Genomic DNA, 17,237 nt, shown 5'->3' on the forward strand with positions numbered 1-17,237 from the left:
GCGCCGCTGTCGCGGGTCGAGCCGGGAGAGAAACTTCGGGGTGCGCACGGCTGCTGCCTGACGGCGCCGGGGCGCCGGGTGTGCTTACCGGTTCAGGCCGGCCGGGCGTCGGTCGGGTTGTGGGGCGGATCGACGGGCGCCTCGACCCGCTCGGACGCGACCTGGGTCGCGGGCTGCGCCGGCGTGACCGGGGCGTCGGTCTTCTCCGCCTTCTCGGTCTGCAGCTCCTTGACCTCGGACTTGAAGATCCGCATGGACCTGCCCAGCGAACGCGCGGCGTCGGGCAGGCGCTTGGACCCGAAAAGCACGACGACGACGAGGAGCAGGATCAGCCAGTGCCAGGGTTGCAGAGCACCCATCGTCACCTCCAGGACCTCAGACTCGGCTCGATGCTACCCCACCGGTCGGTCTACCCCGGGTGATCGTAGGCGGCCAGGGCCTCGGCCGCGGCCTGCCGCACCCGCGCGACCAGGGAGTCGGGCGAAAGCGCCCGCACGTCGGCGCCGAATCCGAGAACCAGCCGCGCCATCCACTCCTCGGCGGCGTAGGTCATGGCGACCTCCCGGAAACCCCCGGGCAGTTCCCGGAGCACCCGCAACGGGAAGTACTCCAGCATCCATGCGACGTGCGGGCTGATGCGCAATGTCGCCGCCGGCAGTGCGGGGTCGGCGTCGAACAGTGCCGTATTGGGCGGCGCGTCGAGGGCGGGCCGCGGCGGCGCGGCCGGCTCGTCGAGCACCCGCGCGTCGATGATGCGGTCGAAGCGGAACAGTCGCACCCCCTCGGCGTCGCGCGCCCACGCCTCCAGATAGCTGTGGTCACCGACCAGCACCACCCGGATCGGATCCACCACCCGGCTGGACTGGGCGTCGCGGGAGGCCGAGTAGTACTCGACCGACAGCGCCCGGCCCTCGCCGACGGCGGCGCCCACGGCCGAGGCGGCCTCGCTTTCCGTGGGCTGGGCCGAGATCACCGCTGGGTGCCCGCCCACCGCCGCCTCGATCTTCGCGATGGCGCCGCGAGCCGCCGCCGGGTCGATGACGCCGGGGATGTCGGCCAGTGCTCGCAGAGCCACCAGCAGCCCGGAGGCCTCCGGGGTCGTCAGCCGCAGCGGTTTGTCCATCCCGGCTGAGAAGGTGACGGTGATGGTGTCGCCGGTCAACTCGAAATCGATCAGGTCACCGGGTCCGTACCCGGGCAGTCCGCACATCCATAGTTGTTTGACGTCCTGTTCGAGCTGGCGGCGGCTGACCCCGAGGTCGGCGGCGGCCTTGGCGTAGCTGACACTCGGGTTGGCCGAGAAGTAGGGCACCATGTTGAGCAGTCGCACCAGTCGGGCGGAGACGGCCGTCACGGGCCGGTTCCCGACTGGGCGGTGAGCCGCCCCAGCACATCGGCGCGCAACGACGGCGGATCGAGGACCAGCGCGTCGGCGCCGTACCCGGCGATCTCGCGGGCCAGCCGGTCGATCGCGCCCACCTCCAACTCGAGCACCTCGCCGTTGCGGCCGTTGACGGTCTGCGCTCCGGCGCATGTGCCCGCGCGGCGCAGCGCGGTTGCGCGCCCGTCGGCCACCCACACCCGGGCCCGCCCGCCGCTGGAGGCGTCACCGATCGCCTGTTCGACCACCGCGCGCAGGTCGAGGTCGGGGGGCCGGCTCACCTCGCCGCCCGCGCCCACGGAGGTGACGTCCACGATGCGAGAGAGCCGGAAGATCCGGGTTGCCGCCCGGTCGCGGTCGTGCCCGACCAGATACCAGCGGCCGCGCGCGGAGACCACACCCCACGGCTCGACCGTGCGCTCGGTGTACTCGTCGATCGGAGTGGGCCGGTGCCGGAAGGCGACGATCTGCCCGGCGTCGATCGCCGCGACCAGTACCCCCAGCACCTCCTCGGATCCCCGCAGCCCGGTCGGCCCGGCGCCGGTGCTGATCGTCACCGGTGCCGACGGATCGACCTCCACCCCGGCCGCGCGCAGCTTCAGTAGCGCGTTCTGGGTGGCGGTGATCAGTTCCGGCGACTCCCACAACTTGGTCGCGACGGCCACCGCGGCCGCCTCCTCGGCGGTGAGGTCGATGTCGGGCAGGGAATAGTCGTCGGGCTTGATCCGGTAGCCGTCGACCGCGTCGAAGGAGCGCACCCGGCCGGTCTCCAGCGGGATCCCCAGATCGCGTAACTCGTTCTTGTCCCGCTCGAACATCCGGGAGAACGCCTCGTCGCTGACGCAGTCGGCGTATCCGTAGACGGTGGCGCGGATGCGCTCGGCGGTGAGATACCCGCGCGTCGAGAGCAGGGCGATGACCAGGTTCATCAACCGCTCGATTTTGGCGATGGCCACGGCGCCAACCTTAACCGGAATGCCGCCGGCACACCCTTCACCGCACCGCCACCGGGGCAGACCGGCGCCGGGCGCTCACATGCTGGCGATCAGCCGCCGCACCCGCTCGTCGGAGGACCGGAACGGGTCCTTGCACAGCACGGTGCGCTGCGCCTGATCGTTGAGTTTGAGGTGCACCCAGTCGACGGTGAAGTCGCGTCCGGCCTGCTGGGCGGCGCTGATGAACTCCCCGCGCAGCTTGGCGCGGGTGGTCTGCGGGGGCGTGTCGACGGCCGCCTCGATCTCCTCGTCGGTGGTCACCCGGGCGGCCAGGCCCTTGCGCTGGAGCAGATCGAACACGCCGCGGCCGCGCTTGATGTCGTGGTAGGCCAGGTCGAGCTGGCTGATCTTGGGGTCGGACAGCTCCATGTTGTAGCGGTCCTGGTAGCGGGTGAACAGCTTGCGCTTGATGACCCAGTCGATCTCGGTGTCGACCTTCGCGAAGTCCTGGCTCTCGACCGCGTCGAGTTGCCGACCCCACAGGTCGATCACCTGCTCGAGCTGGGTGTTGGGTTCACGCGACTGCAGGTAGTCGACCGCACGGGAGTGGTACTCGCGCTGGATGTCCAGCGCGCTGGCCTGCCGCCCGCCGGCCAGCCGCACCGGCCGGCGCCCGGTCAGATCGTGGCTGACCTCGCGGATCGCCCGGATCGGATTGTCCAGAGAGAAATCCCGGAACGGCACCCCGGCCTCGATCATCTCCAGCACCAGCGCGCACGTGCCGACCTTGAGCATGGTCGTGGTCTCGCTCATGTTGGAGTCGCCGACGATCACGTGCAGCCGGCGGTACTTCTCGGCGTCGGCGTGCGGCTCGTCGCGGGTGTTGATGATCGGCCGCGACCGCGTGGTCGCACTGGAGACGCCCTCCCAGATGTGCTCCGCGCGCTGGGACAGGCAGAACGTCGCCGCCTTCGGCGTCTGCAGCACCTTGCCCGCACCGCAGATCAGCTGCCGGGTGACCAGGAAGGGCAGCAGCACATCGGAGATCCGGGAGAACTCGCCGGCCCGCACGATGAGGTAGTTCTCATGGCAGCCGTAGGAGTTGCCGGCCGAATCGGTGTTGTTCTTGAACAGGTAGATGTCCCCGCCGATGCCCTCGTCGATGAGCCGCTGCTCGGCGTCGACCAACAGATCCTCCAGGACTCGCTCGCCGGCCCGGTCGTGGGTGACGAGCTGGATCAGGTTGTCGCACTCCGCGGTGGCGTACTCGGGATGACTGCCGACATCGAGGTAGAGGCGCGCGCCGTTGCGCAGGAACACGTTGGAACTGCGGCCCCAGGAGACCACGCGCCGGAACAGGTAGCGGGCCACCTCGTCCGGGCTGAGCCGGCGATGACCGTGGAACGTGCAGGTGACACCGAACTCGGTCTCGATACCCATGATTCGGCGCTGCACGCGTCGAGCCTACTGGTTGGACCCGCCGTCAGGCGCGGCGGCCGAACCCGCCTCGGGCAGCAGCGTCTCCAGCGCGGGGCCGGTGATCCGCCGGAAGGCGCGCCGCGGACGGCTGGCGTCCAGCACCGCGACCTCCAGCGTCGAGGGCCCCAGCACGCGCGGTTCGGCGGCCGGGGTGGCGCTGCCGGCGGCACTGGCGATGCCGGCTCGCAGCGCCTCGACGGCGACGCCCAGCGCCTCGGCCAGTGCCGCGTTCTCCGAGTAGGAGGCCTTCAGCGCGGAGATGATCGGGTCGGTCGTTCCGCCCATCACCACGAAATGCGGTTCGTCGGCGATGGACCCGTCGTAGGTGATGCGGTAGAGCTCGGGCGCCTTGGTCTCGCCGTGATGAGCCACCTCGGCCACGCAGAGCTCCACCTCGTAGGGCTTGGCCTGCTCGGTGAAGATCGTCCCGAGCGTCTGGGCGTAGACGTTGGCGAGCTGCCGGCCGGTCACGTCGCGGCGGTCATAGGCGTAGCCGCGGGTGTCCGCGTACTGGATGCCGCCGCGGCGCAGGCTGTCGAACTCGTTGAAGCGGCCCACCGCCGCGAAGCCGACACGGTCGTAGATCTCGCTGATCTTCTGCAATGAGCGCGACGGATTCTCCGCGACGAACAGCACCCCGTCGGCGTAGGCCAGCGTCACCACACTGCGGCCCCGGGCGATTCCTTTGCGCGCGATCTCTGATCGCTCACGCATCGCCTGCTCAGGCGAGATGAAATAGGGGAAGCTCACGCGTCCGCCCGGGGTGCCTCGTTGCTCGGCATTCCATCAGGACCGTAATCCTTTGTGCGCGAACGGCTCTCGATGACCTGGCGCGCCAGATTGACGATGCGGTCCTCGGCGACGTCGCGTGCGCCACCGGAGTCGATGGTGACCGCGGTCGGGAAAATACCGCGCACCAGGTCCGGGCCTCCGGTGGCCGAGTCGTCGTCGGCGGCGTCGTAGAGCGCCTCCACCGCGACCTTCAGCGCCGAGTCGGCGTCGCCGACAGCGGAGTAGAGCTTCTTCATCGAGGCCCTGGCGAACAGCGACCCCGAGCCGACCGCCTGGTAGCCCTCCTCCTCGATGTGCCAGCCCCCGGCGGCGTCGAAGGTCACGATCCGCCCGGCCGCCTGCGCGTCGGCGGCATCGACGTCGTAACCCACCAGCAGCGGCAGGGCTACGAATCCCTGCAGCGCGGCTCCCAGGTTGCTGCGCACCATGATGGCCAGCCGGTTCACCTTGCCGGCGAAGGTCATCGGCACGCCTTCGAGCTTCTCGTAGTGCTCGAGTTCGACGGCGTAGAGCCGGGCGAACTCGACGGCGAGGGCGGCGGTTCCGGCGATCCCGGTGGCGGTGTAGTCGTCGGTGATGTAGACCTTCTGGACGTCGCGCCCGGCGATCATGTTGCCCTGCGTGGAACGCCGGTCACCGGCGATCAGCACGCCGCCGGGATACTTCAGCGCGACGATGGTGGTGCCGTGCGGCAGGGCCGCCGACGCCGCGGGATTCTCCGGCGCGGCCGGCAGCAGTTGGGGCGCCCGGTTGCGGAGGAACTCCGAGAACGAGGACAGGTCGACTCCGTGGGCAGGTGAACCGGGAAGAGTTGAGGGGGTGGCCAGCCGATCAGGGTTGGGCCAGGTCACTGTCCGCCCTTTTGGACGTAGGCGCGCACGAAATCCTCGGCGTTCTCCTCCAGCACGTCGTCGATCTCGTCGAGCAGGTCATCGGTCTCGGCGGCGAGTTTCTCGCGACGCTCCTGGCCGCCGCCGGCGTCTCCGGTGAGGTCGTCGTCCTCGCCGCTACCGCCACCACGCCTGGTCTGTTCCTGAGCCATCGCTGCCTCCTGCTTCCCGGCCCGGTCTCACGGCCGAATCCCACAGTACCGGGGTCCGCGGCCGATGAGCCCCCGGTGGGGTTACCCGGGTCGCCGCCCGGCAGGTCAGGTGGTGAGCTGCTCGACCAGTTCCACGGCACTGTTCACCGAGTCCAGCAATGCCCCGACGTGGGCCTTGCTGCCCCGCAGCGGCTCCAGGGTGGGGATGCGGACCAGCGAGTCGCCGCCCAGGTCGAAGATCACCGAGTCCCAGCTGGCGGCCGCGATGTCGGCGCCGAACCGGCGCAGGCACTCCCCGCGGAAGTAGGCCCGGGTGTCGGTCGGCGGGTTGTCCACCGCGTCGAGCACCTGCTGCTCGCTGACGAGGCGCTTCATCGAACCGCGTGCCACCAGCCGGTTGTACAGACCCCGGTCCAGCCGGACGTCGGAATACTGCAGATCCACCAGCTGCAGCCTGGGCGCCGACCAGCTCAGGTTCTCCCGGTTGCGGAAGCCCTCGAGCAGCCGCAGCTTGGCCGGCCAGTCGAGCAGTTCGGCGCACTCCATCGGATCGCGTTCGAGCAGATCCAGAACGTGGGCCCAGGTCTCGACGAGGTCGGCGGCCCGGGCGTCGTGGTCGCGGCCGTCGAGCAGTTTGACGACACGGTCGAGGTAGATGCGCTGCAGTGCCAGAGCAGTCAGTTCCCGGCCGTCGGCGAGCGCCACCGTCGCGCGCAGCGTGGGATCGCGGCTGATCACGTGGACGGCGTGCACCGGCCGGGCCAGAGCCAGGTCGCTGAGGTCGAGTCCGTGCGCGAGCCCCTCCTCGATCACGTCCAGTACCAGCGCGGTGGTGCCCAGCTTCAGGTACGTCGAGGTCTCCGCGAGGTTGGCGTCGCCGATGATGACGTGCAGGCGGCGGTACTTGTCGGCGTCGGCGTGCGGCTCGTCGCGGGTGTTGATGATGCCCCGCTTGAGCGTGGTCTCCAGCCCCACCTCGACTTCGATGTAGTCGGCGCGCTGGGAGATCTGGAACCCGGCGTCGTCGCCGGAGGGGCCGATGCCGACCCGGCCGGCGCCGGTGACGACCTGGCGGGACACCAGGAACGGGGTCAGGCCGGCGATCACCGCCGAGAACGGGGTCTGGCGGCTCATCAGGTAGTTCTCGTGCGAACCGTAGGAGGCGCCCTTGCCGTCGACATTGTTCTTGTAGAGCTGGAGCTTGGCCGCCCCGGGCACGCTGGCGACGTGGCGCGCGGCGGCCTCCATCACCCGCTCACCGGCCTTGTCCCAGATGACCGCGTCCAGCGGGTCGGTGACCTCGGGAGCGGAGTACTCCGGGTGGGCGTGGTCGACGTAGAGCCGGGCGCCGTTGGTCAGGATCATGTTCGCCGCCCCGACCTCGTCGGCGTCGACCACCGGGGGCGGGCCCGAGGTGCGGCTCAGGTCGAATCCGCGGGCATCGCGCAGCGGCGACTCGACCTCGTAGTCCCAGCGGGTTCGCTTGGCCCGCTGGATCCCGGCGGCCGCCGCGTAGGCGAGCACGGCCTGGGTGGAGGTCAGGATCGGGTTGGCGGTCGGGTCGGACGGCGAGGAGATGCCGTACTCGACCTCGGTGCCGATGATCCGCTGCACCGCCACAGCCTAGCCGGGCTGGCGGTAAGCTCGTCGAGCGTGGACGTCTTCGGCAAGCGCTACGGCGAAGTCCTGCTGGTCCGGATGGGGCCGTCGGGTCCGCAGGCGACGGTTTATAACACCTTTCCGCTCAATGACTGCCCGGCCGAGCTGTGGGACGTGCTGGACGCCGAGTCGATCGCCCGCGACAACGACGCGGTCGCCGCGCTGCTCAACGGTCCCCGCTACTGGCTGATGAGCGGTCTGGCGAAGAAGGCCGGCGAAGCGCAGCCGACCAAGACCTTCGGCGGGATCGAGATGATCGAGCAGGCGACGGTGCAGTTGTCCTCGCAGGACCCGCAGCCCTACAGCGTGAACAAGGTCGACCGCCGGGCGGTGTTCACCTTCGACGCCGGCCGCCCGGTGTTCGAACTCGTCGACGCCGACGGTCAGCGGTGGGTGATGCAGACCTACAGCCAGGTCGTCGACAAGAACTTGGCCCTCCAGGACCTACCCGGCCTGGCGGCCCGTCTGAAACCGCCGCCGGGGTGGCGTTACGAAACACGCACGCTCACCGAGCCTTTGGTGGTCGACACCACGGCCAGCGTTGCGCACGTGCTGCAGGACGAGCTCACCAACACCTATTCGCGGGAGTCCCCGGCTCCCTAGCAGGCGGGGACGGAATCTGTTTACAGGTACTGCCCGAGGTTGGACTCGGTGTCGATCGCACGACTGGCGCTGGCGGTCTTGCCGGAGACGAGGGTGCGGATGTAGACGATCCGCTCCCCCTTCTTGCCGGAGATGCGGGCCCAGTCGTCGGGGTTGGTGGTGTTGGGCAGGTCCTCGTTCTCGGCGAACTCGTCGACGATCGAGTCCAGCAGATGCTGGATGCGCAGACCCCGCTGGCCGGTCTCCAGGACGGACTTGATCGCGTACTTCTTGCCGCGGTCCACGACGTTCTGGATCATCGCCCCGGAGTTGAAGTCCTTGAAGTACATGACCTCTTTGTCGCCGTTGGCGTAGGTCACCTCCAGGAACCGGTTGTCGTCGATCTCGGCGTACATCCGGTCGACGACCTTTTCGATCATGGCCTTGATGCAGGCGGTGCGGTCCCCCCCGAACTCGGCGAGGTCGTCGGCGTGGACCGGCAGATTCTCAGTGAGGTACTTGCTGAAGATGTCCTGCGCCGCCTCGGCGTCGGGCCGCTCGATCTTGATCTTGACGTCGAGCCGACCGGGCCTCAGGATCGCCGGATCGATCATGTCCTCCCGGTTGGAGGCGCCGATCACGATGACGTTCTCCAGGCCCTCCACCCCGTCGATCTCGCTGAGCAGCTGCGGCACCACCGTGGTCTCCACGTCCGAGCTCACCCCGGTACCGCGGGTGCGGAAGATCGAGTCCATCTCGTCGAAGAACACGATCACCGGCGTGCCCTCGGACGCCTTCTCCCGGGCTCGCTGGAAGATCAGCCGGATGTGGCGCTCGGTCTCGCCGACGAACTTGTTGAGCAGCTCGGGACCCTTGATATTGAGGAAGTAGGACTTGGCCTCGCGCGAGTCGTCGCCGCGCAGATCCGCCATCTTCTTGGCCAGCGAGTTGGCGACCGCCTTGGCGATGAGCGTCTTGCCGCAACCCGGCGGCCCGTAGAGCAGCACCCCCTTGGGCGGGCGCAGCGAGTACTCGCGGTAGAGCTCCTTGTGCAGGAACGGAAGTTCGACGGCGTCGCGGATGAGCTCGATCTGCCGCGTCAGGCCGCCGATGTCGCTGTAGGCGACGTCGGGCACCTCTTCGAGCACGAGGTCCTCGACCTCGGCCTTGGGAATGCGTTCGAAGGCGTAGCCGGCCTTGGTGTCGACCAGCAGCGAGTCACCGGGGCGAAGCTTGCGCGGCCGCTGATCCTCGTCGAGGGACTCGGCGACCTCCGGGGCCATGTCCTCGACAGCCACCAGCGGCTCGGCCAGCCAGACGATGCGCTCCTCGTCGGCGTGCCCGACCACCATCGCGCGGTGTCCGTCGGACAGGATCTCGCGCAGCGTGCAGATCTCCCCCACGGCCTCGAAATGCCCGGCTTCGACAACGGTCAGCGCCTCGTTGAGCCGCACCGTCTGACCCTTCTTGAGCGACTTGACGTCGATGTTGGGCGAGCAGGTCAGCCGCATCTTGCGACCGGAGGTGAACACATCGAGGGTGTCGTCGTCGTGTGCGCCCAGCAGCACGCCGTAGCCGCTGGGCGGCTGGCCGAGTCGGTCGACTTCCTCGCGCAGCGCCAGCAGCTGCTGGCGGGCTTCCTTGAGGGTGTCCATCAGTTTGGCGTTGCGAGCGGTCAGAGAGTCGATCCGGGCCTCGAGCTGCTGCACCTCGCGCACGCTGCGGGGGCCGGCGCCCGTCGCGTGCACCTGCTCACGCAGGGACGCCGCCTCGCGCCGCAGTTGCTCAAGCTCATCCGCCTCCCCGCCGGTCAGCGGGTCGTCGTCGGCGTTGAACGCGTCGGGAGAGGCTTGATCACTCATCTACGGCTCCTTCCCCACACCGAGCCGGTGCGGCGGGACACCTCAACGCTACCGGCGATTACACCATGGTGCGCTCCCGGTGAATTTCGACACTCTGACTTGACTGTTAACCTTTTCGGTGACGTGAGCTGACCGAAAGGACTCCCGTGACCCTCAGACTCCTCGCCGCCGGGGCGGCCGCTGTCGCGGTCGCCGGGTCCGCCGCCGTCGGCGTGACCGCCCTCGCGACGGGTATCGCGGCTGGTCCAGGGCCGGTGCAGGCTGCGGTTTTCGGCGTTCCGCTGCCCCTTGACCCGGCCGCCGCCGTGCCGACCGCCGACCAGCTCAACTCGGTGCTCTACGGCCTGGCCGACCCCAATGTGCCGTTCGCGGCCAAGGGCAACCTCGTCGAGGGCGGTATCGGCCGGATCGAGGCCCGCACCGCCGATGCCCTGATGCTCAAGGCCGTGGCAAACGGGCAGCTGCCGCTGAGTTTCTCGGTCGGCAACATCGCCGCCGCCGGCCCCGGTGCGGCGACCGCCAGCATCACCGCCTCCGGCCCGACGATGCCCCCGACGACCCAGTCGATCACCTTCGTCGACCAGGGCGGCTGGAAGCTGTCCCGGGCCTCGGCGGCGACGGTCCTGGCGATGTTCAGCACCTGACCCGCCGGGATGCGACCGACCGGGATCGGCGTCGCCTGCACCCTGGCCGCCGCAGCGTTGATCGGATGCTCGAATCCCGCTGAGCAGAATCCGGCGCCGGCGGCGTCGTCCGCCCAGGAGCTGCCGCCGGCTGCGCCGTCTGCTCCGCCCGCCGCCGCCCCGGACCCGGCCGCGCTGCCGCCGCCGGAGGCGCTGGCCGACGTGATCTACCGGCTGGCCGATCCGGCGATACCGGGGGCCGACAAGATGCACCTGGTGGCCGACACCACGCCCCCCGACGCGGACGCCCTGAACGGCTTCGCCTCCGCCCTGCGCGACAGCGGGTACACGCCGCTCGCGGTCCGCGCCAGCGACCTGCACTGGGCGCCGGGCCGCAGCGGTGCGGTGTCGGCGACGATCGTCATCACCACCCCCAACCCGGCCCAGCGCGGCGAGTTCACCTTCCCCCTGGAATTCGGTGCGCACGCCGGCAGCTGGCAGCTGAGTCGGCAGAGCGCCGAGATGCTGCTGGCATTCGACTCCGCCCCGCCGAACAGCCCGCAACCGGTTCCCTGACGCCGTGTGGATCGGCTGGCTTGAGTTCGACATCCTGCTCGGCGACGTGCACTCGCTCAAGCAGAAGCGTTCGGTGGTGCGACCGATCGTCGCCGAGTTGCAGCGACGCTTCTCGGTCTCGGCCGCCGAAACCGGGGCGCTGGACCTGCACCGGCGGGCCGGCATCGGGGTGTCGGTGGTGGCCGCCGACCGCGCGCACGTCGTCGAGGTTCTCGACGCGGCCGAGCGGTTGGTGGCCGCGCGCCCGGAGATCGAGTTGCTCTCGGCGCACCGGGACCTCCGGCGCAGCGACGACTAGGTGTTTACTACCACCGGACCGATCAGTGGACCGCGCACCACGATGCGCATGGTGCATCCGAAGCTGCCACATGATCCGGTGCGATCTCCTCGTACACCGCCGAGCCGGCGCTGGGTCCGCACTGGTGGAGGATCCACCATGCCCCGCACAGGTTCGACGACAAGATCGGGACGCGGTAGGAGAAGGCCACCTGGTAGATGCTGAAGACACTAACCAGGCCGGTGCCGGTCAGTAGCACTGCCGAGCCGGGTTCAGGGTCGATCCGGCGCAGACGGGCGACCACTTCCTCGGCATGGGTTTCGTAGGCGTGGAACTGCCCACCCTCTCCCACCATGTGCTCGATACCGATCACATTGATCCCGCCGCCGGTCCAGTAACGCTCCGTCTGGTCGGTGAGCCAGTCCGGGTACGGCGACAAGAGCGTTATCCGCGTCACGCCGATGGACCGCAGCGCGTCGTGAATCGCAAGGCTCGCCGTACGCACCGGCGCGCCGAAACGACGGCTCAGATCGGCGCACAGGTCATTGTCGCCGTCGATACCCAACTGGTAGTTGGGTCCGGTCATCGCGACAAGCGCGCAGGTGACCTCCAGACCCACCAGCAAGTCGAGGGCCTCCGCATACGAGGGCAGGTAGCGCTGGTTGCGCTTCTGCAGCGTGAGCCCGGTGAATCGGGGTAACCGGGAGCCGTACGACAGGATGCCGTCGCCGAGCAGGGCGCCCAGCTCGGGCTCCACGACCGGGTTGGACGGCGGCACCACGACTCCGATCCGGTAGGCGGTGGCGGGATCCGGCAGCGGCCTCATCGCCGCACCAGCGTGATTCGCGCGGCACTCATCCGCCGCGACCCTTGCGACGCTGCGGTGTGGGTGTGACGGTGCCCGGAGCCAGCTTGCGCGCCGAGATCAGGAACGCTGTGTGCCCGCGCATGCTGTGTTGCGGACGCACGGCCAGACCGACCACATTCCAGTTCCGGTGCAACGTCTCCCAGGCGCGGGGCTCGGTCCAGCACTGCTGTTCGCGCAGCGCCTCGACGGCCGTCGACAGCTGGGTGACCGTGGCGACGTAGACGATCAGCACCCCGCCGGGCACCAGGACTCGCGCGACGGCGTCGAGCACTTCCCAGGGTGCGAGCATGTCCAGCACCGCCCGGTCGACCGAGGCGTCGGGCAGGTCGGTGTCGGCGAGATCGGCGATCACCAGCCGCCAGTTGTCCGGCTGCGCGCCGAAGAAGGTCGCCACATTGCGCCGGGCGTGCTCAGCATGGTCGTCGCGTACCTCGTAGGAGATCACCTGGCCGGTCGGGCCGACCGCCCGCAGCAGCGAACAGGTCAGCGCACCGGACCCCGCGCCGGCCTCGAGCACCGTCGCCCCGGGGAAGACATCGCCCTCGTGCACGATCTGGGCCGCGTCTTTCGGATAGATCACCTGCGCACCGCGCGGCATCGACAGCACGTAGTCGATGAGCAGTGGGCGCAGCACCAGAAAGGCGTTGCCGCCGGTCGCGGTGACCACGCTGCCCTCCGGCAGGCCGATCACCGCGTCGTGGGCCACGATGCCCCGGTGGGTGTGGAAATCCTCGCCCGGGCTCAACACCATCGTGTAGTGGCGGCCCTTGGCGTCGGTCAGTTGAACCCGGTCGCCGGCGGCGAACAGGGCGGTCGATCGGTCCTGCGAATCGGTCACCCGGTCAGAGCACGCTGGTGAAGTAGGCGACCGCGACCCCGGCCGCGACGGCGAAGAGGTCCTCGCCCAGGGCGATCGGGCGATCGCGTCCGCCGATGGCCTTGACCAGCCTGGTGCGCACCTCGTAGCCGCCGATGGTGCCCAGCACGGCGCCGACCATCCCGGCGCCCAGGCTGCCCCACGGGTATCCCCAGGCGGTGCCGAGGGCGGCGCCCGCGAAGGCGCCGGTGGCCAGCCGGGTCAGAAACGACGGTGCGGTCTTGCGGCTGGGCATGCTCGGCATCTGGTCGCTGATCAGTTCGGCGACCGCGATGACGGTCAGGACCGCGACGGTGACCCCGTGACCCAGCCAGGACACCCACGTGCCGGACAGGTTGATCCACTCCAGAAACGCCGCCCAGGCGACCACCGCCGGCGCGGTGAAGGCTCGCAGTCCCGCGACCACGCCGATCAGCAGGGCCAGCAACAAAACGAGCGCGTGCGTCATGGCCGGGACGCTAGCACGGCCGCAGGAGCAGACCTCAGAACCGGCAGAACCTCACGTCGGAGGCCAGGATCGCCTTCGCGCCGATGCTCGCGAGGTCGTCCATGATGGCGTTGACCTCCCGGCGCGGCACCAGCGCGCGCACCGCGACCCAGTCCGGATCGGCCAGCGGGGCGATCGTCGGCGACTCCAACCCGGGGGTGATCGCGGTGGCCCGCTCCAGCACCGCGCGAGGGCAGTCGTAGTCGAGCATGAGGTACTGCTGTCCGAGCACGACTCCGTGCACGCGGGCGACCAACTGGTCGCGCGCGGTCCGGTCGGCCTGCTCACCGTCGGCCCGCTCGATGAGGACGGCCTCGGAGTCGCACAGCGACTCCCCGAACGCCACCAGGTGATGGCTGCTCAGGGTGCGACCGGAACCGACCACGTCGGCGATCGCGTCGGCGACGCCGAGTTGCACCGATATCTCCACCGCCCCGTCGAGCCCGATCACGGTCGCGGCGATCCCCCGGGCCGCCAGGTCGCCGCGGACGAGATTCGGGTAGGCGGTCGCGATGCGCTTGCCGGCCAGATCCGACACGGCCCACTCCCGGCCGGCCGGCGCGGCGTAGCGGAAGCGCGAGACCCCGAATCCCAGCGCGAGGCGTTCCCGCACCGGCGCGCCGGACTCGACGACCAGATCGCGCCCGGTGATCCCGAAATCCAACTGTCCGGAGCCGACGTAGATGGCGATGTCCTTGGGGCGCAGGAAGAAGAATTCCACGCCGTTGACCGGGTCGATGACGGTCAGGTCCTTGAGTTCACCGCGTCGGCGGTAGCCGGCCTCGGCGAGGATCTCCGCGGCCGGTTCGGACAGCGCGCCCTTGTTGGGCACCGCGACTTTGAGCACGGCTAGAGCTTCCGGTAGACGTCGGCGAGGTCCAGGCCGCGCGAGATCATCAGCACCTGCGTCCAGTACAGCAACTGGCTGATCTCGCCGGCGAGCACCTCGTCGGGCTCGTATTCGGCAGCCAGCCACACCTCGCCGGCCTCCTCGAGGATCTTCTTGCCCAGCGCGTGCACGCCCGCATCCAGCGCCGCGACGGTGGCGCTGCCCGCCGGCCGGGTGCGGGCGCGCTCGCCCAGTTCGGCGAACAGCTCCTCGAAGGTCTTCACGGGCAGCGATTGTTCCATGCGGGCCCGGGCATCGTCACGGCGGTTTTCCGGGCGCGCGCTTGCCTGCGGATTCGGCATCGTCGCAGGTTCTGCTGAGCTAGGGTCGCAGCACCGTCAGGAAAGGGGTATCGCCATGCACGGTCCGGACAAGGTGGAGCAGGCTCCGCGGGAGCCGGTGCACACCGGACGGGTGGTCACGATCGCGACGATCGCCGCCCTGGGCGGGTTCCTGTTCGGCTACGACAGCTCGGTGATCAACGGCGCGAACAAGGCCGTCTTCTACCAGTTCCAGGTGTCCGACAAGTTCCTGCAGGGCTTCGTGGTGGCCATCGCGCTGCTGGGGTCGGCGGTCGGCGCCTTCATCGGAGGCCGGCTGACCGACAAGTTCGGCCGCCGAAGGGTGATGGTCACGGCCGCCATCCTGTTCCTGATCGCCGGACTGGGTCAGGCCTTCCCCTTCGGTACCGGTGACTTCATGCTGTGGCGCATCGTCGGCGGTTTCGCCATCGGTCTGGCCGCGGTGGTCTCACCCATGTACATCGCCGAAGCCGCCCCGGCGCATCTGCGCGGGCGACTGTCGTCGCTGTTCCAGCTGGCCATCGTGGTCGGCATCTTCGCCACCCAGCTGATCAACCAGATCATCATCGGCCTGACCCCCAACTCGGTTCAGAAGCCACTGATGGATCCGACCGTGCCGCCGGTGGAGGCCAACAACACCCTGGCCCTGGGCCTGCAGTCCTGGCAGTGGATGTTCTTGTGCATGGTGGTGCCGGCGGTGGTCTACTGGGTGCTCGCCCTGACCCTGCCCGAGTCGCCGCGCTATCTGGTGGCCCGGGGTCAGGACGACGCGGCCGGCCAGGTCCTGCAGCAGATCTACGTCGGCGACGTCGCCGCCAAGGTCCACGTGATCAAGCAATCCCTGGCCGGCGAGCACAAGATGCGCCTCTCCGACATCAAGGGGCCGCGCGCCGGGCTGCTGCCGATCGTCTGGGTGGGCATCATCCTGGCCACCCTTCAGCAGTTCGTCGGCATCAACGCGGTCTTCTACTACTCCAACCTGATCTGGGGCGCGGTGGGGTTCGGCGAGAGCAAGGCGTTCCTCACGTCGACGATCATCAGCGCGGTCAACGTGATCTTCACGTTCGTGGCGATAGCCCTGGTCGACCGGATCGGGCGCAAACCGCTGCTGCTGGTCGGCTCGATCGGCATGTTCATCACCCTCGGCGTGCTGACCGTCGTCTTCCAGACCGCGCCCGCCTGCACCGAAGCACTGCTGGGCACCGAGGGCTGTGCGACGGTGGCCGACCTCAACACGCCCATCCTGTCCAACACCGGCGGGCTGGTCGCGGTGCTGATGCTCAACACCTATGTCGCGTTCTTCGCGGCGACCTGGGGCCCGATCGTGTGGGTGCTGCTGGGTGAGATGTTCCCCAACAAGATCCGCGCCGCGGCGATGTCGGTTGCGGTGGCGGCCAACTGGATCGCCAACTTCATCGTCTCGGAGTCCTTCCCCGGCCTGGTGGGGATTTCGCTGGGCCTGGCCTACGGACTGTTCACCCTGGGCGCGCTGGTGTCGTTCTTCTATGTCCTGAAGTTCGTCACCGAAACCAAGGGCGTGCAGTTGGAGGACATGGAGCAACTCGAGCAAGTCGATATCTAGCGCATCTCGGGGTACATCTCCTCGTAGATCTCGCGCAGACGGACCGGACTGAGTCCGGCCAGCGAGGTCAGGTGGCGCCGCCGGGGCCCGGTCGGCACCACGACGTCGTTGGGTACCACCAGCACCGGGCACCCGGCTTCCTCGGCGGCGGCAGCTCCTGCCACCGAGTCCTCGATGGCCAGACACCGGGCGGGCTCCTCCCCCAGCAGCGCGGCGGCGCGCCGGTAGGGATCGGGCGCCGGCTTGCCGTTGGGCACCTCGTCACCGCACACGCTGGCGGTGAAGTAGTGCCGTCCGATGCTGTTGAGCGCGCGCTCGGTCAGCCCGCGTCTGGTGTTGGTGACCAGCGCCATGGGGATGGCCGCGTCGGCCAGCGCATCGAGTAGCTCACGGGCGCCCTCGCACCACGGCAACCCGGCGTCGAAGAGCTCACCGGCGACGTCGTGGAGCCAGTCCGCGGTTTCGGCCATCGCGACCGGGTCGGACGGCAGACCCAGGTCGCGGTAGACGATCCGCATCACCACCTCCGCGGAGCCGCCGACGGTGGACTCCCGCACCGCCGGGGTCAACTCGGCGCCCTGGCGGTCGTAGAGCTCCTGCAGCGCGATCTCCCAGAGTTTCTCGGAGTCCACCAAGGTGCCGTCCATGTCCAGCAGGACGGCCTTCACCCGATGTCCTGTCCGGCGAATGCGCTCATCGTCGCCGAAGCGTATCGCCGCCCCGGCGAATACGACGAGTCGATGCCGCGACGTGCGGTGTGAGCTAGTTCGCCGATGGCGGCTGCGGCCGGAACGGCTGGAAGGGCTGGTACCACCACCAGTGGGCGCGTTCACCGGTCGGTGCGGGGTAGGGCCGCACCGCGGGTGGGGGCGTGTTGGGGGGACGCGCCAGTGATCCCGGGTGCAGTGGCCGGCCGGTGTTGTCGGTGACGGACAGCGTGTCGGCGGGTCCGGTGATGGTGATGGCGCCGCGGTGGTGCATGCGGTGGTGATAGGGGCACAGCAGCACCAGGTTGGTCAGCTCG

20 protein-coding genes and 1 pseudogene are annotated in these 17,237 nt (G+C 69.3%); 5 read left to right on the forward strand and 16 right to left on the reverse strand.

Translation table 11 applies throughout. From position 1 onward, the window contains the following. Positions 1 to 92: 92 nt before the first annotated feature. The 8 genes from tatA to dop form a co-directional block, all read right to left on the reverse strand. A complete protein-coding gene (gene tatA, locus ACKOB8_RS04085) occupies positions 93 to 359 on the reverse strand; it encodes a Sec-independent protein translocase subunit TatA (protein ID WP_526375949.1) in 267 nt (88 codons plus the stop codon). 50 nt (positions 360 to 409) lie between these two features. Next, positions 410 to 1,354, reverse strand: a complete 945-nt coding sequence (locus tag ACKOB8_RS04090) for a helix-turn-helix transcriptional regulator (RefSeq protein ID WP_526375909.1) — start codon at positions 1,352 to 1,354, stop codon at positions 410 to 412. Beyond that, positions 1,351 to 2,337 (reverse strand): helix-turn-helix transcriptional regulator, encoded by a 987-nt coding sequence (locus ACKOB8_RS04095; RefSeq protein ID WP_526375911.1) that lies wholly within the window; start codon positions 2,335 to 2,337, stop codon positions 1,351 to 1,353. Before ACKOB8_RS04095 ends, ACKOB8_RS04090 begins: the two co-directional genes overlap by 4 nt. Before the next feature lie 75 nt (positions 2,338 to 2,412). Continuing rightward, the gene (pafA, locus tag ACKOB8_RS04100) at positions 2,413 to 3,771 is read right to left on the reverse strand and encodes a Pup--protein ligase (protein WP_526375913.1); all 1,359 of its coding nucleotides are present in this window, start codon (positions 3,769 to 3,771) and stop codon (positions 2,413 to 2,415) included. A 9-nt stretch (positions 3,772 to 3,780) separates the two neighbouring features. Then, on the reverse strand, positions 3,781 to 4,545 hold the full coding sequence (prcA, locus tag ACKOB8_RS04105; protein ID WP_526375915.1) for a proteasome subunit alpha: 765 nt from the start codon (positions 4,543 to 4,545) through the stop codon (positions 3,781 to 3,783). Then, positions 4,542 to 5,438: a proteasome subunit beta gene (prcB, locus tag ACKOB8_RS04110; RefSeq protein WP_526375917.1), complete on the reverse strand. Its 897-nt coding sequence runs from the start codon at positions 5,436 to 5,438 to the stop codon at positions 4,542 to 4,544. The genes prcA and prcB overlap by 4 nt, the downstream gene beginning before the upstream one ends. Beyond that, positions 5,435 to 5,629 (reverse strand): ubiquitin-like protein Pup, encoded by a 195-nt coding sequence (locus tag ACKOB8_RS04115; protein WP_526375919.1) that lies wholly within the window; start codon positions 5,627 to 5,629, stop codon positions 5,435 to 5,437. Before ACKOB8_RS04115 ends, prcB begins: the two co-directional genes overlap by 4 nt. Positions 5,630 to 5,734: 105 nt before the next feature. Next, positions 5,735 to 7,243, reverse strand: a complete 1,509-nt coding sequence (gene dop / locus ACKOB8_RS04120) for a depupylase/deamidase Dop (protein WP_526375921.1) — start codon at positions 7,241 to 7,243, stop codon at positions 5,735 to 5,737. 84 nt (positions 7,244 to 7,327) lie between these two features. On the opposite strand from dop, the gene ACKOB8_RS04125 reads away from it, so the two are divergent. After that, entirely contained in the window at positions 7,328 to 7,891 is a 564-nt protein-coding gene (locus ACKOB8_RS04125) for a hypothetical protein (protein ID WP_526375951.1), read from the forward strand. Between the two features lie 20 nt (positions 7,892 to 7,911). Here the strand turns inward: ACKOB8_RS04125 and arc are convergent, their stop codons facing one another. Next, positions 7,912 to 9,732, reverse strand: coding sequence for a proteasome ATPase (gene arc, locus ACKOB8_RS04130; protein ID WP_526375923.1), 1,821 nt, complete (start codon positions 9,730 to 9,732; stop codon positions 7,912 to 7,914). 146 nt (positions 9,733 to 9,878) lie between these two features. Between arc and ACKOB8_RS04135 the strand changes: the two genes are divergently transcribed. The 3 genes from ACKOB8_RS04135 to ACKOB8_RS04145 are packed head-to-tail and all read left to right on the forward strand — an operon-like array spanning position 9,879 to position 11,229. Next, positions 9,879 to 10,376 (forward strand): MTB12 family secreted protein, encoded by a 498-nt coding sequence (locus ACKOB8_RS04135; protein ID WP_526375925.1) that lies wholly within the window; start codon positions 9,879 to 9,881, stop codon positions 10,374 to 10,376. A gap of 9 nt (positions 10,377 to 10,385) precedes the next feature. Next, positions 10,386 to 10,931 (forward strand): lipoprotein LppK, encoded by a 546-nt coding sequence (gene lppK, locus ACKOB8_RS04140; RefSeq protein WP_526375927.1) that lies wholly within the window; start codon positions 10,386 to 10,388, stop codon positions 10,929 to 10,931. Positions 10,932 to 10,935: 4 nt separating this feature from the next. Further along, entirely contained in the window at positions 10,936 to 11,229 is a 294-nt protein-coding gene (locus ACKOB8_RS04145) for a DUF503 domain-containing protein (RefSeq protein WP_526375929.1), read from the forward strand. Positions 11,230 to 11,251: 22 nt separating this feature from the next. On the opposite strand, the gene ACKOB8_RS04150 is transcribed toward ACKOB8_RS04145, so the two are convergent. From ACKOB8_RS04150 to ACKOB8_RS04170, 5 genes are read right to left on the reverse strand one after another with little or no spacing between them, the layout of a single operon-like run. Further along, a complete protein-coding gene (locus tag ACKOB8_RS04150) occupies positions 11,252 to 12,034 on the reverse strand; it encodes an aspartate racemase/maleate isomerase family protein (protein ID WP_526375931.1) in 783 nt (260 codons plus the stop codon). A gap of 28 nt (positions 12,035 to 12,062) precedes the next feature. After that, entirely contained in the window at positions 12,063 to 12,914 is an 852-nt protein-coding gene (locus ACKOB8_RS04155) for a class I SAM-dependent methyltransferase (protein WP_526375933.1), read from the reverse strand. A 4-nt stretch (positions 12,915 to 12,918) separates the two neighbouring features. Further along, complete coding sequence (locus ACKOB8_RS04160) at positions 12,919 to 13,401, reverse strand: DUF4126 family protein (protein ID WP_526375935.1); 483 nt, start codon at positions 13,399 to 13,401, stop codon at positions 12,919 to 12,921. Positions 13,402 to 13,435: 34 nt separating this feature from the next. Further along, complete coding sequence (gene hisG, locus ACKOB8_RS04165) at positions 13,436 to 14,287, reverse strand: ATP phosphoribosyltransferase (protein ID WP_526375937.1); 852 nt, start codon at positions 14,285 to 14,287, stop codon at positions 13,436 to 13,438. A gap of 2 nt (positions 14,288 to 14,289) precedes the next feature. Beyond that, on the reverse strand, positions 14,290 to 14,571 hold the full coding sequence (locus tag ACKOB8_RS04170; RefSeq protein ID WP_526375953.1) for a phosphoribosyl-ATP diphosphatase: 282 nt from the start codon (positions 14,569 to 14,571) through the stop codon (positions 14,290 to 14,292). A 115-nt stretch (positions 14,572 to 14,686) separates the two neighbouring features. On the opposite strand from ACKOB8_RS04170, the gene ACKOB8_RS04175 reads away from it, so the two are divergent. Continuing rightward, positions 14,687 to 16,213 carry a sugar porter family MFS transporter gene (locus tag ACKOB8_RS04175; RefSeq protein ID WP_526375939.1) on the forward strand — a complete coding sequence of 509 codons (1,527 nt, stop codon included), beginning with the start codon at positions 14,687 to 14,689 and terminating at the stop codon, positions 16,211 to 16,213. Here the strand turns inward: ACKOB8_RS04175 and ACKOB8_RS04180 are convergent. Beyond that, positions 16,210 to 16,881 (reverse strand): HAD family hydrolase, encoded by a 672-nt coding sequence (locus ACKOB8_RS04180; protein ID WP_526375941.1) that lies wholly within the window; start codon positions 16,879 to 16,881, stop codon positions 16,210 to 16,212. The two genes, ACKOB8_RS04175 and ACKOB8_RS04180, sit on opposite strands and share 4 nt — an antisense overlap. A gap of 94 nt (positions 16,882 to 16,975) precedes the next feature. Next, positions 16,976 to 17,237, reverse strand: a pseudogene (locus ACKOB8_RS04185) (hypothetical protein); the annotation flags it as partial.

Source organism: Mycobacterium sp., from assembly GCF_046091765.1.
Taxonomy (GTDB): domain Bacteria; phylum Actinomycetota; class Actinomycetes; order Mycobacteriales; family Mycobacteriaceae; genus Mycobacterium.

Excerpts from the sequence above, each read along its gene's own strand:
- tatA (WP_526375949.1), bottom strand. The coding sequence starts at position 359 with ATGGGTGCTCTGCAACCCTGGCACTGGCTGATCCTGCTCCTCGTCGTC.
- ACKOB8_RS04115 (WP_526375919.1), bottom strand. The coding sequence starts at position 5,629 with ATGGCTCAGGAACAGACCAGGCGTGGTGGCGGTAGCGGCGAGGACGAC.
- ACKOB8_RS04125 (WP_526375951.1), top strand. The coding sequence starts at position 7,328 with ATGGGGCCGTCGGGTCCGCAGGCGACGGTTTATAACACCTTTCCGCTC.
- arc (WP_526375923.1), bottom strand. The coding sequence starts at position 9,732 with ATGAGTGATCAAGCCTCTCCCGACGCGTTCAACGCCGACGACGACCCG.
- lppK (WP_526375927.1), top strand. The coding sequence starts at position 10,386 with ATGCGACCGACCGGGATCGGCGTCGCCTGCACCCTGGCCGCCGCAGCG.
- ACKOB8_RS04150 (WP_526375931.1), bottom strand. The coding sequence starts at position 12,034 with ATGAGGCCGCTGCCGGATCCCGCCACCGCCTACCGGATCGGAGTCGTG.
- ACKOB8_RS04160 (WP_526375935.1), bottom strand. The coding sequence starts at position 13,401 with ATGACGCACGCGCTCGTTTTGTTGCTGGCCCTGCTGATCGGCGTGGTC.
- ACKOB8_RS04170 (WP_526375953.1), bottom strand. The coding sequence starts at position 14,571 with ATGGAACAATCGCTGCCCGTGAAGACCTTCGAGGAGCTGTTCGCCGAA.
- ACKOB8_RS04175 (WP_526375939.1), top strand. The coding sequence starts at position 14,687 with ATGCACGGTCCGGACAAGGTGGAGCAGGCTCCGCGGGAGCCGGTGCAC.